Genomic DNA, 15,590 nt, shown 5'->3' on the forward strand with positions numbered 1-15,590 from the left:
TCCCGCCTAGAAAATAAGCTGCGCATTGTAATTCAATTTACCTGCTGCTTGATGGCTTTCGCCGTTTTCAAGATGTGCTCAATCTGGTTTGCAATATTCGACGGTACCACACGCTCACCATCTAGAACTTGTTTCATCCAACGAGCTGTATCTTCTGCAGAGATGGTCTGCGGCAGGTCTTCGTGTTCAGCCGTCAATTGCGACTCGGGCTCCTGCAAAACTGATACCGCACCTTGAAAATATGCCGTAATTTGTTGTGCTCGCCCGGTACTAGCCACGGTTTCCCCTTCTGTACCGCGCATTAAGAATGCGGCACCGCGCTGTGAACTCAATTTTTGAGTGAAGTAACCATCTAACATCACTTGATACTCTGGGTGCGTATAAGAAGTCAAACGCAGCGCTGGCTGAATAAAGGGTTGCAGCACTTTGACTAAGGTGTGAGTGGAATTGCGCAAACCCAGCACTCGCCGCATTTCAAGTAATCGATGCATCGCTGGCGCCAACACTTCAATTGTAATGAATGATAATCGGTTCTTTTCTAACTGCTGATTTGCCTCTTCTGCATTGTTGGCAAACTCAGTGCCCATCGCACGCCAAATGTCTGCAGAAGCGACACGCCCAAGGTCCGCCTTAACGCCATGCAGTAGCACTGGCACACCTTTGCGTGCCAACAACATCGCGAGTAATGGCGTTAGATTTGGCCTTTTACGCGCCCCGTTATAGCTTGGAATAATCACTGGCGCAAATTCACTGTCGATTGGCGCATGCAGCAATTGCATACGTTTTTCTGCTGCAGCCAGAAAACCATGGATTTCATCTATAGTTTCGCCTTTGATGCGCATCGCCAATAAAATGCCGCCCATTTCCAAATCAGATACGCGGCCATCTAACATCGCACCATATAGTTCCTGCGCCTGCTCTTCAGACATGCTGCGCGCACCTTCCTTGCCGCGCCCAATTTCCTTAATATATTTTGCCGCAGCAAAGCGTTCAGTTTGATTTTGCATGAATGATTTATCCGTTATATTTGCGCAACTTAGCAATCTTGCTTCATATTTTGCATGAAGTGCGAAGTTAACCGTGAGGCGAACTGTGGTCTGGCTGCGAATATTCGCGTTTATTTCATCTTTGCAACACAGATGTCATAATTTTTTCGCTATACTCTCTTGCACCTAATGACGCGACGTTTCACTCCGAAGCGATGATTATGCCGCAAACTCAAGCAACAGCAGCAAGCCCAAATCCATTACATATTCTGTTAGTGGACGATGACGAGTTTTTACTCGATCTGATGAAGGATACTTTGCTCGATCTTGGCGCTACTACGGTAGTCCTTGCCCGCAATGGTATTGAAGGACTTAAGCTTTTTAAGCAAGCTAGTCCAAAACCCAATCTCATTATCTGTGATTTGTGCATGCCACAACTTGGGGGTATGGAATTACTCAGCCATTTATCCCGCGAAGCTTGCCAAGCTGAAGTCTTGATCATGTCGGGCCACAACCTTACCCCCCCCAAAGACCAACATTGGAACTTGTCGAATTACAGCGGTCCAGTGCTCAATCTGGCAGAGAAACTGGCTCGCATTCAAGGGATCAAGGTGCGCGCCACCTTTGAAAAGCCAATTACACGCATCAAAGTGGTCGACATGCTCAAAGCAGTCGGCTTTGACGTCAAAGAGTAAATTTTTCTATTTGTACCAATTTACGCCGAACGAAAGCAATCATGATTCTTGGCCTTCGCACTAGTATCTATCCCGTCAGTGATCTGACCGCCGCCAAAACTTGGTATAGCTCTGTACTGGGAGTTGCCCCTTATTTTGATGAGCCATTCTATGTTGGCTTCACCGTTGGTGGTTTTGAGCTTGGTTTAATTCCTGATGGCACTTCTAGCGTCGATGGATGCCAGGCGCTATGGGGTGTAGCGAATGCAGAACAAGCGATGCAACAACTTCTCAGCCTCGGCGCACATGAAGTCGAAGCGGTGACCGAAGTCGGCGGCGGCATCAAAGTCGCTTCTGTACGCGATCCTTTTGGTAACCGCTTTAGTATTATCGAAAACCCTCACTTTGACGTCTCAGCAGTCAGGTAGTAAGCAAAAACAGTCTTACTCAAAACTGGTCTTAGTTCGAGAAAATTCAATTAATTTATCGTCATTTTTGAACAAAGGCGAGTTTCGTTCAGAATATTCTCGCAACAAATTCCATACTACACGTACACGCTGTAAACGATAAAGATCTACTGGCGCGACGAGCCAGAATGAACGCTCAGCGTGGAAGCGATCTTCCAGCACCGGCACCAAATTATGATGATTGCGTACTGCATAAGGTGGAGCTAAGACTAGGCCTAAGCCCATTGCAGCGGCTTCACATTGCGCCATCATGCCAGTACAACATAAACGGCGACGCGGTGTAAATCCAAGCTCTTCAAAGAAATTCAATTCACTACTTGCCAAACGGTCTTGCACGTAGTCGACAAACTCATGATGAGCAATATCAGCGTGCTCACGAATTGGCGGATGACGGGCCAAGTATTCCTTCGAACCGTAAAGGTATAAACGAAAGGTCGCCAATTTGGCCACCATATAACGTCCAGTGCTAGGTGGATCGAGCATGACCCCAATATCAGCTTCACGATTCGCCAAATTGGCGAAGCGCGGCAATAACAAGAGATCAATATTAAGATCAGGGTGCTCTCTCAACAGCGCGACCAACATTGGCGCTACCACTTGTGTACCAAAAATCTCTGGGGCACCAAGTCGCACCAAACCGCGCGCCGACACTTGGATACCAGCCAATTGCTCTGTCGCCGCTAAGGCTGCGCTCTCCATCGCTTCCGCATGTGGCAGTAGGCTTAACCCCATTTCTGTCAGTTGATAGCCCTCGCGACTACGGTCAAACAAGGTCGTCCCAAGTTGTTGTTCCAAACGGTCAATACGACGCGCCACCGTCGTATGCTCCACAGATAATCGTCGGGAGGTACCAGATAGCGTTCCAGAGCGGGCCAACTCGAGGAAAAAGCGTAAATCGGTCCATTCAGGCAGGGTCGTCATGTGTTCACCTTGTGCATCAAAACTCAATCAGTTCGAGAATGTACTCAATTTACCACGCCAACACACCAAAAACGCAACAAAAAGCCGGAAAACAACAGCTCATAAAATTACAAATTTCTTTTTAATTCATACACTTAATATTAGATGTGCATTAATGCACAGAGATTGGGCAAGTTCTCATCTTTCATAACAATTTGAATGCGTCCACACTGCGAACCCATATGCGACTTTGAGCGCATACGTTTTTCAAACAATAAAATGGAGACCACCATGCGTTCACAAAAGAACATCAACTTGCTTTTCCGTCGCACCGCCATCGCCCTTGTCGCCGCTTCCGGCTTGAACGTGCAATTCGCTTATGCGCAAAGTTCAGATCAAGCTAAAGCGAGTGCAGACAATACAGAACCCAAAGTCGTCACCGTGACCGCCCGCCGCCGCGAAGAAACACTGAAAGATGTGCCTGTCTCCGTGACGGAAATCGGTTCAGATCAGTTATCCAAAAACGGTATCCCTGATATCACAAGCATCTCCCAACTTTTGCCAAGTACAACACTCTCTGCCTCTCGCGGCACCAACAGCACGTTGACAGCGTTCATGCGTGGTGTAGGTCAACAAGATCCAGTTGCCGGTTTTGAATCCGGTGTTGGCATCTATCTTGATGATATTTACTTGGCTCGCCCACAAGGTGCAGTTGCCGATATCTATGATGTCGAACGCGTCGAAGTTTTGCGTGGCCCACAAGGTACTCTATATGGCCGCAATACGATTGGCGGCGCGGTCAAATACATTACGCGCAAGCTTGGTCCTAATACGGACGTTCGCCTTAAAACAAGCCTAGGCACTTATGGACAAGCTGATGGCATGATCACTGCAGGCATTCCAGTTTCTGACACTGTACGCGTCGGCGCAGCTTTAGCGAAATTCACACGCAACGGTTTCGGCAAAGATTTAGCCACTGGCCAAGACAACTACAACAAAGACATCACAGCAGCGCGCCTGAGCGCTGAATTTACTCCAAATAGTGATTTGTTTATTCGTATTGCTGCTGATACAACGCAAGATGATTCCAATGCCAAGCATGGTCATCGCTTAACAGTCGGCAAGATCAGCAATGCGCCTATCCTTGATAATGTCTATGACTCACGCGCCAATCTCAATTCAGTACTCGGACATCCACAACAAGTGACGCAAAGCGGCGCATCGGCTTTACTCGAGTGGCGCTTGAACAATGAACTCACATTCAAATCGATTACTGCGTCACGTCACGATACGTCGTATGCGCCTATCGATTTCGATTCATTGAATAAAGTTGATTTTGACGTGCCAGCGATCTACAAAAATCGTCAAACTAGCCAAGAATTCCAGTTAGCTTTCAACACCAAAGCAGTACAAGGCTTGGCCGGCGTTTACTATATCGATGCTAATGCTTACAATAAATTTGACGTGCGCTTGCTGGGTACATCAACCTTTACCCAAGGTGATGTTGACACTAAAGCTTGGGCAGCCTTTGCAGATGCAAGTATGGATCTAAGCGATACAGTAAGTCTCTCTGCTGGTGGTCGTTATACAGTTGACCAACGCCAAGCTGCAATTTTGCGTCAGATCTACTTAGGAACAGCGGGCTCTCCGGCACTGGGAAATCCTAGTGCCGTCTTATTCCGCACCGACACTAATTTGAGCAAAAATGATCTTGACCGCACCGACAAAAAATTTACGCCACGTGTCTCCTTGAGCTGGAAAGCCACACCTGAGCAGAGCCTCTATGCATCATGGTCCGAAGGCTTCAAAGGTGGTGGTTTCGATCCACGTTTAAATATTGTCGGTACCAAGTTATCACTCGACAAAGCCAAGAAAGGTTTCGAGCCAGAGTCGATCAAAACATTGGAATTAGGTTTGAAATCAGAATTTGATCATGGCCGCATTTTTACCAACGCTGCTCTTTTCCATAGCGACTATCGCGACGTACAAATTCCTGGATCGATCGCCATCGATACCAATGGTGACGGTAAAGATGATAGCTTCGCTGGTGTAGTAACCAATGCAGGTAAGGCCAAAATCGATGGTTTGGAACTCGAAGCAGTTGCTAAACTCAGTGACAACTTCCGTCTTTCCGGCATGTATAGCTACATTGACGCCAAATACACACAATTTATTGGTGCCACTGGTGCTGACGTAAGTGCGCAACGCGTATTCCAAAATACACCACGCAACTCCGGCAATATTCGCGGAACTTATGATTTCGAGTTACCTGTGATGGGTCGTAATGGCAAATTGAGCTTAATCGCGAGTCTCACGCATCGCGGTAAAACTTATCAATTCGAAACACCAAACCCAATTTTGGATCAAGCAGCTTATCGCTTGTGGGATGCCAGCGTCGTTTGGACTAGCAGCGACAACAACTTACGCGTCGGTTTGCATGGCAAGAATCTCAACGATGCGCGCTACAAAGTCGCAGGCTACTTCTTCCCAACTTTGGGTGAGGGTAGTGTGACTGCGTTCTACGGCAATCCACGTACTGTAACCGCAACCTTGGAATATCGTTTCTAAGCTCTCGACGATACTTTAGGGAAGCACTCCGGTGAGGGGCCGGCCAGTTTCTGGGGAGATCTGGCCGGTAGTCCTCTGTGCTCTCATGTTTACGACTTTTCCCCACCCCGAATCTCTTTTCAAACAGGATATTTGCCGTGGCCACTTTTAATGAAATTTACTTCCATAGCGACGATGGCCTCGCACTGTACGCAAGGGATTACGCCGCCATAGGAAGCAAAGCCAAGTGCCCAATTATTTGCATCCATGGACTCACACGTAACTCTTCTGACTTCGAAGAGCTAGCACCTTGGCTAACGGAACAAGGTCGCCGTGTAATCGCTGTGGACGTGCGTGGACGCGGCAATTCGGCCCATGACAGCAATACTGATAATTACAATCCAGCGGTATATGCAAAGGACGTGGCATGCTTAATGCATCAACTAGGAATTGCACGTGCGGTCTTTATTGGGACTTCCATGGGTGGCATTACGACTATGACGGTCGCGCTGCAAAACCTGAAGCTGATTGTCGCCGCAGTACTTAACGATGTCGGCCCTATCCTCTCCGAGACTGGCTTAAAGCGAATTGCCGGCTACGCTGGGAAAAACCGAACATTGAGTACCCTTGCTGAAGCGGCAGAATATGTGAAAGGTATTAATCAACACGCATTCCCCAATAATGACGACGCTGAATGGTTGAAATGGGCGAAACGTGCGTTTACCCAAAATCAAACAGGCGAATATGTGCCGCGTTATGACCCCAATATCGCTTTACCACTGCAGAACGGCAAACTAAAGGCTGAATCTTTCTGGGCCAAACTGGCGTTCAAGAGGCTCGCTAAAAATCGTCCTACTCTTCTGATTCGCGGTAGCATTTCTGATTTGATTGAACCGAGCCAAGCAGCTTATATGCGAACCGTCGCACCGAAATTGCGTTATGCTGAGGTTGCTCACATCGGTCATGCACCAATGTTGACCGAGAGTGCGGCGCAAGACGCCTTACGCGCCTTTTTGCACGATTGCGATTAGGCTCTACCGAAAAAAAACAAAATAATTAAATTCATCTTAATAACCGCTAAATCCCCAAATAGCAGGAGACACCATGAAACTAGCTTTCTCATCCGGTCCAAGTTGCCGCCCTCGCCTGACATTAATGGCATTACCGTTCTTACTCGCCTTTAGCGCGACTACCATCGCCCAGGCGCAAGATCTTAAAATCGCCCTCATTACCGGAAAAACAGGTGTCCTAGAATCGTACGCCAAAGAAACCGAAACTGGTTTTATGATGGGTTTGGAGTACCTGACTGGTGGCAAGATGGAAATCAATGGCCGCAAGCTCAAAGTCATTATTAAGGACGATCAAAGTAAACCCGATATCGCTCGTACTCTTTTGGCAGAGGCCTACGGTGATGATAAAGTGGATCTCGCGGTAGGAACGACTTCATCAGGCGCCGCACTAGCGATGCTGCCGGTCGCTGCGGAATATAAAAAAATATTGTTGGTCGAACCCGCTGTTGCGGATGCGATTACTGGTGACAAATGGAATCGCTACATTTTCCGCACTAGTCGCAATTCTATGCAAGATGGTTTAGCCGCCGCTAGTACTATCAAAGGTGGCGGCAGCATTGCTTTCCTGACCCAGGATAATGCCTTTGGTCGTGATGCCGTAAAAGCGGCGAAGGAGTCTTTGACCATGGTCGGCAGCAAAGCGAATGTCGCCCATGAAGAGTACGCTGCTCCTAATACCACCGACTTCACCGCAGCGGCACAACGAATCTTCGAAGCACTAAAGAACAAACCTGAGCCACGGGTTTTACAAATCGTCTGGGCGGGTCCGAATCCTATGAGCAAATTGGCAGAAATGAAACCCGAGCGATTTGGCATTGCCCTTGCTCCCGGTGGCAACATCTTGCCCATCATGAAAACATGGAAAGCTTATGCTGGCACCCAAGGTACGATATTTTATTACTACGATTTCCCCAAAAACAAAATGAATGATTGGCTCGTTGCAGAACATAACAAACGCTACAAAGCACCACCGGATATGTTCACGGCGGGAGGCTTCTCTGCTGCGAGTGCGGTGTACACAGCGCTAAGCAAAGCGAAATCAAGCGACACGGAAAAATTGATCACCGCCATGGAAGGCATGGAATTTGACACTCCAAAAGGAAAGATGAACTTCCGCAAAGAAGATCATCAGGCACTGCAAGTGATGTACCACTTCAAGATCAAGAAAGAGCAAAAAAATGAATGGGATCTGCTGGAACTGGTTCGTGAAATTCCGGTCACAGATATCCCAGTCCCAGTCAAAAATAAACGCTAAGCATCACTTTCTGCATCTCGAATCACGACATTGAAGTAATTATGATTGCACCACAATTTGCAACAGCACAGGCAGTAACCGTAGTAGAAAACAAACCGAAACAAGTTACGCTATCTTCGCGTGATCTCAGCATCCGTTTCGGTGGACACATCGCGGTCAATCAAGTCAGTGCAGATTTTCATGCCGGAGAATTGACCGTGATCGTTGGCCCGAACGGCGCGGGAAAGACCACTTACTTCAACCTGCTATCAGGTCAACTTATGGCAAGCACTGGTCAAATTCGTTTGGGTGAACACGATATTACGCAATTAGGCGCAGCAGCGCGTACGCAAATGGGCATCGGCCGTGGCTTTCAATTGACTAACTTATTCCCGCACTTAAGTGTATTGGAAAATGTGCGCCTCGCCGCCCAGAGTAGAGCAAACAAAGGCTTTCGCTTATTTTCAATTTGGTCCGATCATGCCGAACTGATTGAAAGAGCTGAAGCTTGTTTACAGCAGGTTTCTCTTTACCATCGTCGACACGAGCAAACAGCCATCTTGTCTCACGGCGATAAACGCAAGCTCGAAGTTGCCTTAATGTTGGCGCTGGAGCCAGATATTTTGATGTTTGATGAGCCCACCGCGGGCATGAGCGTTGATGAAGTGCCTGTTATTATCAATCTGATTCAAGCAATCAAACAAGACCAGCAAAAGACAGTGCTCCTAGTTGAACACAAAATGGATGTCGTGCGTTCACTCGCCGATCGCATCATTGTGTTGCAAGATGGTTGTCTGGTCGCCGACGGCGATCCCAGCGCGGTCATGGCTTCCGATGCGGTACAACAAGCCTATCTCGGCAAGAGGCCTAATGTAATTACTACGCGAGAACATGATCATGCCTAACACGCCTCACGATTTCATTTTGCAGCTTAGTGGCGTGCATACGCATATTGGCGAATACCATATTTTACAGGGCGTCGACCTGCAAATTCCACGTGGTGAATTGTTTGTTCTCTTAGGACGCAATGGCGCCGGCAAATCGACTTGTCTGCGCACAATCATGGGCCTATGGAAAGCGAGTCAGGGACGAATTCAATTCAAGCAACAAGATATCCATACATTGGCGACGCCAGATATTGCACGCCGAGGAATTGCCTATGTAACCGAAAACATGGGTATCTTTTCGGCCTTGAGCGTTAAAGAGAACTTGAGCCTCGCCGCCATCAACGGCGCTATCGATACATCACGACTCGAATGGATCTTTGGTTTTTTCCCTGCGCTTAAGAAATTCTGGAACTACCCTGCTGGCAATCTCTCTGGTGGTCAAAAACAGATGGTGGCAATTGCACGCGCGATTATTGAACCGCGTGAACTACTGCTTGTCGACGAGCCCAGCAAGGGCCTATCCCCGGCCATCGTGCACAATTTGATGGACGCCTTTCGTGAGCTGAAAGCCAGCCAAACAAGCATTATCTTAGTAGAACAAAACTTCAATTTCGTGCGTGAACTGGGTGACCAAGTTGCTGTTATGGATGATGGTCGTATAGTGCATCATGGGCAAATGCAAGCGCTTGCTAAAGACCAAGACTTGCAGACGCGATTGCTCGGTCTCTCGATGGATAGCCACCAATGATCGCCTTACATATGCTCAACACGTTCACTATTTTCGCGCCAACTTTCGCATAAGGAAACACTGTCAATGAATACAAGCGTGACAGCGGAAGCTAATACAGCGCCTAGCCTCGCATTAGCCAAACCGGACATCAAACCTCTACTCTTAATTCCAGCCATCGCCTTGGCCGCACTCCCATTGGTTGGCAGCGGCTCGACCTGGATGACCTTGACACTAGCAGGGCTCGCCATGGGTATGGTGATTTTCATCATCGCCAGCGGTTTAACACTGATTTTCGGCCTAATGGATGTCATGAATTTTGCCCACGGTGCATTCATCGCCAGCGGCGCCTTTATCGCTAGCATGATGGTCGCGCCTTTACTTAGTTGGTCGGAAAGCGAGTCCATTGGGTTGAACATCGCTGTATTGGCGATTGCTATTTTAGGCGCGATGCTGGTCACGGGAATCCTCGGAATTATTTTTGAACGAGTGATTATTCGCCCTGTGTATGGTCAGCATTTGAAACAAATCTTGATCACCATGGGCGGCATGATCGTTGCCGAGCAATTAATCACCATGATTTGGGGTGCGGAGCAAATTCCCTTCCCTTTACCACAGGTATTGCGCGGTTCAATCGTACTGGGCGAAACACTGATCGAAAAATATCGTCTCTTTGCGGTAGTGATCGGCACCGTCGTTTTACTCAGTATGTTGTATGTCTTGAATCGCACCAAGCTTGGTTTGCTGATACGGGCTGGCGTTGAGAATCCAGAAATGGTCGAGTCTTTGGGCTATCGTATTCGCCGCTTATTCATTGCGGTATTTGCAGCAGGTTCTGCTCTGGCGGGACTGGGCGGCGTGATGTGGGGCTTATATAAAGAGACTGTATCAACAGCGATGAGCGGTGAATTGATGGTAACGGTCTTTATTGTCGTCATCATCGGCGGCATGGGATCAGTCGGCGGTTGTTTTATTTCCTCGTTATTACTCGCTTTAGTCGCTAACTATGCTGGCTTCTTAATGCCAAAATTAGCGCTGGTGTCGCACATTCTGCTCATGATCATGATCTTGGTATGGCGCCCTTCAGGCCTCTATACCCCTGGAAAAAATTAAGCCATTAGGATTACTCATGTTGTCTACCTTATGTCGTCGCAGTTTATCGAATAGCCTACCGCACAGCCGTCTGCTCAATTTACTCTTGCTAGCAGTTGTACTTGGTCTCGCCCTTGCACCGTTCATCACCAGCGGTGCACGACCTCTGAATACGGCGGCCACGATTTGCGTCTATATCGTCTTGGTGGGGTCGTATGATCTTTTACTCGGTTACACCGGCATCGTTTCATTTGCCCATACGATGTTTTTCGGTATCGGCGCCTATGGCCTCAGCTTAGGCTTATCGAGCGACAATCCTAACTGGGCGGGTGCTGCCACTGGCATTTTGCTTGCAGTACTATTATCACTGACGCTGGCCTTGATCATCGGTCTCTTTGCCCTGCGCGTTCGCGCCATTTTTTACTCCATGATTACGCTGGCGGTCGCGAGTTCTTTTGCGGTACTGGCTTCGCAATTATCGGATATCACCGGTGGTGAAGACGGCAAGACCTTCTCCGTTCCCGAGTTAATTTCACCGGCTTACGAATTATTTTCAAGCCCGATTTTCGGGCGGCAAATCGATGGCAAAGTGATTTGCTACTACCTGCTTTTCTTCAGTGCAGTGGTGCTCTTTTTGTTGATGCTACGCATCGTCAATTCTCCATTCGGCCGCGTCTTACAAGCGATTCGTGAGAATGAGTTTCGCGCTGAAGCCATTGGTTACCGTACCGTTCTGTATAAAATAGCTGCCAATTGTATCGCCGCTGTTTTAGCAACCCTAGCGGGCGCCATGATGGCGCTCTGGCTCAAATACGTCGGCCCTAAAACCATGCTGAGTTTTGAAGTAATGACCGATATTCTCTTAATCGTCGTGATCGGTGGCATGGGTAGCCTTTATGGCTCCATCATTGGTGCGGCGCTATTCTTGGTCTTACAAAACTATCTCAAAACCTTGATGACGCAAGCGAATGAAAGTTTGATCGATCTACCATGGTTAGCGCAGGCGCTGCACCCAGACCGTTGGTTATTTTGGTTGGGCATCTTATTTGTCTTGTCGGTTTATTTTTTCCCGACGGGCATCGTCGGCAAATTAAACCGATCGAAAACAGTTGGACACTAGGCTACATCTGTGAGCAATCAAAAACCAGGATCAATTAGCTTGCGCTTCGCTTGGCAATCATGAAGTAACCAAGCGGATCTTCCTCGGCTCCCCAAGAAAAACGTAAGGATAGATGCGCAGCCACAAGCATCGCGACACTCACAGGGCCAACCAGCAATAGTAGCGGCAGTGTCCACAAATAGGCATAGGCTTGTTTCGGCTTAAGCAATCGCATGGCCAATACGATAAATTTGCTGGCGATGGTAGTGATATCATTTCCGCGTTCACGGATCTCAATTTGCTCAAATCCATGCTCGGCAAATAATTGCGCTAATCGCTCACGAGTGAAGCGATGGAAATCGTATGGAATGTGATGTCGACGGGCAGACCACGGTACACTCAGAACCAAAGTCCCATCCCTCCTCAAAATCCGAGCAATTTCCGATACAAAAAACTCTGGACGTGGTACATGTTCCAAGACTTCCATACAAAAAGCTGCATCGAAACTCGCGTCCTCAAACGGCATGACGTTACCATCGTAATAAGTCACATCAGCCTGTTTAGACATGCCATACTCTGAGGCACTTTGGACGTCTAAACCAAAATACTGGGCTTTCGGCCCCAGCCATTCTCGCCAGGGTGACTCACCAGCGCCGATATCGATAACCTTCCCGTCTAGCTGAGACAATGCCTCGCGCAAAGGTTTAGCCAAAGTCGCCAACTGCAGATCAACCATGCATCTCACTGTAAACAGCAAAGGATTCGCCGATGGCGCAGCGATTGCGATAGGTTTAAATTTTTCTTGAGACATATAACTAACTCATTGCGAAAATAAATCCCATCTTACCGTCTATCTATATCGTTCTACAATAAAAAGCGGCGCTGGCTCACCTCAATTGTGCGAACCAGCGCCGACTTTCTTGCATTTCATTCAAACATCACTGCTCTTAGTTTTCTTCAGCCTCATTGCCATCGGTTCTCGCTTTTTCAAACGCTTTACCAAAGAACAAAGCATTTTCTAACAGACGACGACTGCCTATCCATCCACTACGAAAACCCAAAGCAGCGCTTGCCATGATCACGCTACCACTGCCAACGCGCTCTGCCGTCAACGCAGCTGATCCTGCGATCCGTTTTGCGTTTTCTTCAGACACGTAACCACTTACAACGGGAGAGCTTGTGTAGGCGGCAACTGTTCCATAACGATCACCTTCTAAGCGATATACATCCGCTTGGGCACGGAACACGGGTACCGTATCACGAGGCATACCCGCGGCCAAAGGATGGCTACGATCGATATCCGCTTCGAAAATCACACCGGCGACCAGTTCTTTGGCTGCGTTAGTATCTTGGTCTTTATAAGGAAGACGACCTTCTTTTGCTTTTTTCTCGCTCGTTTTTGCATCCGCAGACTTATCCTCAGCATCGGCTTTCTTACTACCGTCTGCTTTTACCAATTTGGTATGCAAATAGGATTGTGAGCTCGCCCATTTCATTGCACCTTCGACACCAATGACAACGCCACCTTGCTTGATAAAACGCTCCAAGTTTTTGTTCGCTTCATCGCTCAAACGGTAGTTACCATCAGCCATTACGATATGGGTGTATTTATCGAGTGACATCGAAGACAAGCGATCTAGACTTAACTGTGTCGTCGGCAGGTGTAAGTGCGTATCCAACCAATGCCACAATTCGCCAACGGATGTAGAATCTAAACCGTTCCCAGCCAACAGGGCGACGCGTGGACGTTCGACATTTTTCAAACTCGCACTGCCAAGATCGATACCACCCAAACCTGCGCCTGAGGTCAAGGCCATCACCTCTACACTAAATTTGGCGCTCGTCTGACGCACGATTTCCGCGACGCGGTTAGAGGCGACCGATTGCATCGCCACGGGAATGATGATGCTACCAATGCCAAGGTCCTTATTGCCATCCGTTGTTTGTATGCGCATTGGTTTCGTGATCGTACGCAAACGCAAACCTGTCTGGCTTAAAGCCGACAATAAAGGCGCAGCATCATCACTCGTCCAAGAAAATGCATAGGCAATATTTGACTCTGCTTTTAAACTTGCATTTGACTTCGCGCTATAGGTATCGCCAACCACATCGACTGCCGTTTTAGCACTGGCCAGATCATAAGCCTTAGTCACGCTGAACGCAGAAACATCATAGAAAGTATTATCTTTGAATTGAGTACGTAGTTCAGTGATCGCCTCCAGCAAACGCGCTTGACGATGTTGCAAAGGCACTGCAATCGCATTATTGGCATCGTAACGCTGACCGTTCACGGTCACACTTGCTTTCAGCTGGTGCACGGCAATGCCATGTTGCTGCAATAACGAGGCGAAGTCGCGCAGTCGCGCTGGATTGCCCTCGGCCGCAAATAACATGGCGCGATTGGTATCAACTGCCGCCGCTTTCTTGGCATCGTCGAAAAACTGCTTTTGATGCGAGATTAATTGCTCGCGCATGGCATCAGCCGCTTGCAAGGTCGTTAAGGAAGTCGTAATTTGATTGGCGATAGTATGCTCAAAACGCAGCAAGCCGTTACGGGAATCTTGGATATGGCCGCGTGAACTAGCCTGTTCAAACAAAATTCCTACACTGCCCTGAATATCAGGATAGGTCGAGCCCTTACCGTAGTAAAAGTCATCAAAGCCCTCGCGACTAAAGTAGAATTCACCGCGTGCATCCAATGCCTTCGCATGAAACTTGGCGATCGCGACTGTGAGGTCTTGATTGCTTTGCGGTGTCAGAGGATGGGTGCGAGACGGCACGCCCGGTTGGAAGAAGTAAGTCGCATCGGTGCCTTGTTCGTGGAAATCGCTGAACACATGTGGGCGCCATTGCTGGAAGGTAGCGACATGGGCGCGTGATTCCGGGTGTTGTAACCACAACCAATCACGATTCAAGTCGAACCAATAATGGTTGCCTCTACCACTTGGCCAGCTTTGATTATGTTCCAAAGTATTAGGGTCAGACACTAGAGTCTCGCCGCGGTAAGAATTCGCCCAAGAAGCGAAACGTGCTAAACCATCCGGATTTAGCATGGGATCAATCACTACAACTGTTCGCTCTAACATTTCAGTAACAGAAGCGTCATTTGAGCTCGCCAAATGCCAAGCCACCGCAGGCGCTGCATTGGCGCCACTTGGCTCATTTCCATGCACGCTATACCCGAGATAGACAACCACCGGTGTGTCACTGTCACCCCGCGCACGGGCCGCTTCGATTTCTTTCAAACGCGCTTGATTTTTGGGGCTGGTAATAATGACATTGAGGATGGGACGTTTTTCGTGAGTGTATCCAACCACCCGAACATGAACGCGATCTGACTGTGTTGCCAACAATTGGTAATAAGCGACCAACTGCTCTGGTCGCGCATGCCATTCGCCTAATTCAAAGCCTAAACTAGCCGCGGGTGTCGAAATTTGCTGAGACCTAGCGTGTGCTGGCAATACTTGTGCAGGAGTCGCTGCTATTGCAGACGCTGCACTCAGTGAAACGCAAAATGCTAGGCTAACCGCCTGCACGACTTTTTTTAACAACATATTCACCCCTCTCGGTACAATCAAAGAATATCCACAATATCACCGAAGCGATTACGCTCATAGTGAATATTGCCGAAAGAGGATTTTGAACTGATCTGGATTAGAAAGTTCCTTCCATGTTTCAAAAAAGACGCTTACTCGCCCGCTCGCAATCCGAATTTACGTAATATCTGTTCCATCAAACACCATTTCGTCAAACCACTCTGCAGAATATTGGCGCCAACAAAAGCGGTGAATGCCAGGAACCATTGGTTCACAAATAATGGACTATTCGGCACACCGAGCAACAAACTCATTAAAATAAATGAACCAGCAACGACTCGAACCATTTGCCATGAAGTCATGGTTTTTCT

The 15,590-nt window shown here is 48.2% G+C and carries 14 protein-coding genes; 9 read left to right on the forward strand and 5 right to left on the reverse strand.

The genetic code is table 11. From position 1 onward, the window contains the following. Positions 1–32: 32 nt before the first annotated feature. Entirely contained in the window at positions 33–1,007 is a 975-nt protein-coding gene (gene ybiB, locus H8K36_RS07815) for a DNA-binding protein YbiB (RefSeq protein WP_186916252.1), read from the reverse strand. A gap of 200 nt (positions 1,008–1,207) precedes the next feature. Between ybiB and H8K36_RS07820 the strand changes: the two genes are divergently transcribed. Together H8K36_RS07820 and H8K36_RS07825 are read left to right on the forward strand one after the other, a co-directional pair. Next, positions 1,208–1,681 carry a response regulator gene (locus H8K36_RS07820; RefSeq protein WP_186916251.1) on the forward strand — a complete coding sequence of 158 codons (474 nt, stop codon included), beginning with the start codon at positions 1,208–1,210 and terminating at the stop codon, positions 1,679–1,681. A 41-nt stretch (positions 1,682–1,722) separates the two neighbouring features. Further along, positions 1,723–2,088: a VOC family protein gene (locus H8K36_RS07825; protein WP_186916250.1), complete on the forward strand. Its 366-nt coding sequence runs from the start codon at positions 1,723–1,725 to the stop codon at positions 2,086–2,088. Positions 2,089–2,103: 15 nt separating this feature from the next. On the opposite strand, the gene H8K36_RS07830 is transcribed toward H8K36_RS07825, so the two are convergent. After that, a complete protein-coding gene (locus tag H8K36_RS07830) occupies positions 2,104–3,048 on the reverse strand; it encodes a LysR family transcriptional regulator (RefSeq protein ID WP_186916249.1) in 945 nt (314 codons plus the stop codon). Between the two features lie 270 nt (positions 3,049–3,318). On the opposite strand from H8K36_RS07830, the gene H8K36_RS07835 reads away from it, so the two are divergent. The 7 genes from H8K36_RS07835 to H8K36_RS07865 all read left to right on the forward strand — a co-directional run bounded on the left by H8K36_RS07835 (position 3,319) and on the right by H8K36_RS07865 (position 11,704). Beyond that, positions 3,319–5,595 (forward strand): TonB-dependent receptor, encoded by a 2,277-nt coding sequence (locus H8K36_RS07835; protein ID WP_186916248.1) that lies wholly within the window; start codon positions 3,319–3,321, stop codon positions 5,593–5,595. Between the two features lie 137 nt (positions 5,596–5,732). Continuing rightward, entirely contained in the window at positions 5,733–6,605 is an 873-nt protein-coding gene (locus H8K36_RS07840) for an alpha/beta fold hydrolase (RefSeq protein ID WP_186916247.1), read from the forward strand. Positions 6,606–6,678: 73 nt separating this feature from the next. Next, on the forward strand, positions 6,679–7,899 hold the full coding sequence (locus H8K36_RS07845; RefSeq protein WP_370587141.1) for a substrate-binding domain-containing protein: 1,221 nt from the start codon (positions 6,679–6,681) through the stop codon (positions 7,897–7,899). A 41-nt stretch (positions 7,900–7,940) separates the two neighbouring features. Then, positions 7,941–8,783, forward strand: coding sequence for an ABC transporter ATP-binding protein (locus H8K36_RS07850; RefSeq protein ID WP_186916246.1), 843 nt, complete (start codon positions 7,941–7,943; stop codon positions 8,781–8,783). Further along, positions 8,776–9,513 carry an ABC transporter ATP-binding protein gene (locus H8K36_RS07855; protein ID WP_370587140.1) on the forward strand — a complete coding sequence of 246 codons (738 nt, stop codon included), beginning with the start codon at positions 8,776–8,778 and terminating at the stop codon, positions 9,511–9,513. Before H8K36_RS07850 ends, H8K36_RS07855 begins: the two co-directional genes overlap by 8 nt. Before the next feature lie 66 nt (positions 9,514–9,579). Further along, positions 9,580–10,605: a branched-chain amino acid ABC transporter permease gene (locus tag H8K36_RS07860; RefSeq protein WP_186916244.1), complete on the forward strand. Its 1,026-nt coding sequence runs from the start codon at positions 9,580–9,582 to the stop codon at positions 10,603–10,605. A gap of 16 nt (positions 10,606–10,621) precedes the next feature. After that, positions 10,622–11,704 carry a branched-chain amino acid ABC transporter permease gene (locus tag H8K36_RS07865; protein WP_186916243.1) on the forward strand — a complete coding sequence of 361 codons (1,083 nt, stop codon included), beginning with the start codon at positions 10,622–10,624 and terminating at the stop codon, positions 11,702–11,704. Positions 11,705–11,738: 34 nt separating this feature from the next. Here the strand turns inward: H8K36_RS07865 and H8K36_RS07870 are convergent, their stop codons facing one another. The 3 genes from H8K36_RS07870 to H8K36_RS07880 all read right to left on the reverse strand — a co-directional run bounded on the left by H8K36_RS07870 (position 11,739) and on the right by H8K36_RS07880 (position 15,581). Continuing rightward, the gene (locus H8K36_RS07870) at positions 11,739–12,494 is read right to left on the reverse strand and encodes a class I SAM-dependent methyltransferase (RefSeq protein ID WP_186916242.1); all 756 of its coding nucleotides are present in this window, start codon (positions 12,492–12,494) and stop codon (positions 11,739–11,741) included. 136 nt (positions 12,495–12,630) lie between these two features. After that, positions 12,631–15,237, reverse strand: coding sequence for a M14 family zinc carboxypeptidase (locus tag H8K36_RS07875; RefSeq protein ID WP_186916241.1), 2,607 nt, complete (start codon positions 15,235–15,237; stop codon positions 12,631–12,633). Positions 15,238–15,371: 134 nt separating this feature from the next. Then, positions 15,372–15,581 (reverse strand): YgaP family membrane protein, encoded by a 210-nt coding sequence (locus H8K36_RS07880; RefSeq protein ID WP_186916240.1) that lies wholly within the window; start codon positions 15,579–15,581, stop codon positions 15,372–15,374. Positions 15,582–15,590 lie beyond the last annotated feature (9 nt).

This window comes from Affinundibacterium nitidum, from assembly GCF_014284155.1.
Lineage (GTDB): Bacteria > Pseudomonadota > Gammaproteobacteria > Burkholderiales > Burkholderiaceae_D > Undibacterium > Undibacterium nitidum.

What these genes read in the sequence shown, in the direction of transcription:
- H8K36_RS07850 (WP_186916246.1), top strand. Translation starts at nt 7,941, where the DNA reads ATGATTGCACCACAATTTGCAACAGCACAGGCAGTAACCGTAGTAGAA.
- H8K36_RS07825 (WP_186916250.1), top strand. Translation starts at nt 1,723, where the DNA reads ATGATTCTTGGCCTTCGCACTAGTATCTATCCCGTCAGTGATCTGACC.
- H8K36_RS07870 (WP_186916242.1), bottom strand. Translation starts at nt 12,494, where the DNA reads ATGTCTCAAGAAAAATTTAAACCTATCGCAATCGCTGCGCCATCGGCG.
- H8K36_RS07855 (WP_370587140.1), top strand. Translation starts at nt 8,776, where the DNA reads ATGCCTAACACGCCTCACGATTTCATTTTGCAGCTTAGTGGCGTGCAT.
- H8K36_RS07835 (WP_186916248.1), top strand. Translation starts at nt 3,319, where the DNA reads ATGCGTTCACAAAAGAACATCAACTTGCTTTTCCGTCGCACCGCCATC.
- H8K36_RS07845 (WP_370587141.1), top strand. Translation starts at nt 6,679, where the DNA reads ATGAAACTAGCTTTCTCATCCGGTCCAAGTTGCCGCCCTCGCCTGACA.
- H8K36_RS07820 (WP_186916251.1), top strand. Translation starts at nt 1,208, where the DNA reads ATGCCGCAAACTCAAGCAACAGCAGCAAGCCCAAATCCATTACATATT.
- H8K36_RS07860 (WP_186916244.1), top strand. Translation starts at nt 9,580, where the DNA reads ATGAATACAAGCGTGACAGCGGAAGCTAATACAGCGCCTAGCCTCGCA.
- ybiB (WP_186916252.1), bottom strand. Translation starts at nt 1,007, where the DNA reads ATGCAAAATCAAACTGAACGCTTTGCTGCGGCAAAATATATTAAGGAA.
- H8K36_RS07865 (WP_186916243.1), top strand. Translation starts at nt 10,622, where the DNA reads ATGTTGTCTACCTTATGTCGTCGCAGTTTATCGAATAGCCTACCGCAC.
- H8K36_RS07830 (WP_186916249.1), bottom strand. Translation starts at nt 3,048, where the DNA reads ATGACGACCCTGCCTGAATGGACCGATTTACGCTTTTTCCTCGAGTTG.
- H8K36_RS07875 (WP_186916241.1), bottom strand. Translation starts at nt 15,237, where the DNA reads ATGTTGTTAAAAAAAGTCGTGCAGGCGGTTAGCCTAGCATTTTGCGTT.
- H8K36_RS07880 (WP_186916240.1), bottom strand. Translation starts at nt 15,581, where the DNA reads ATGACTTCATGGCAAATGGTTCGAGTCGTTGCTGGTTCATTTATTTTA.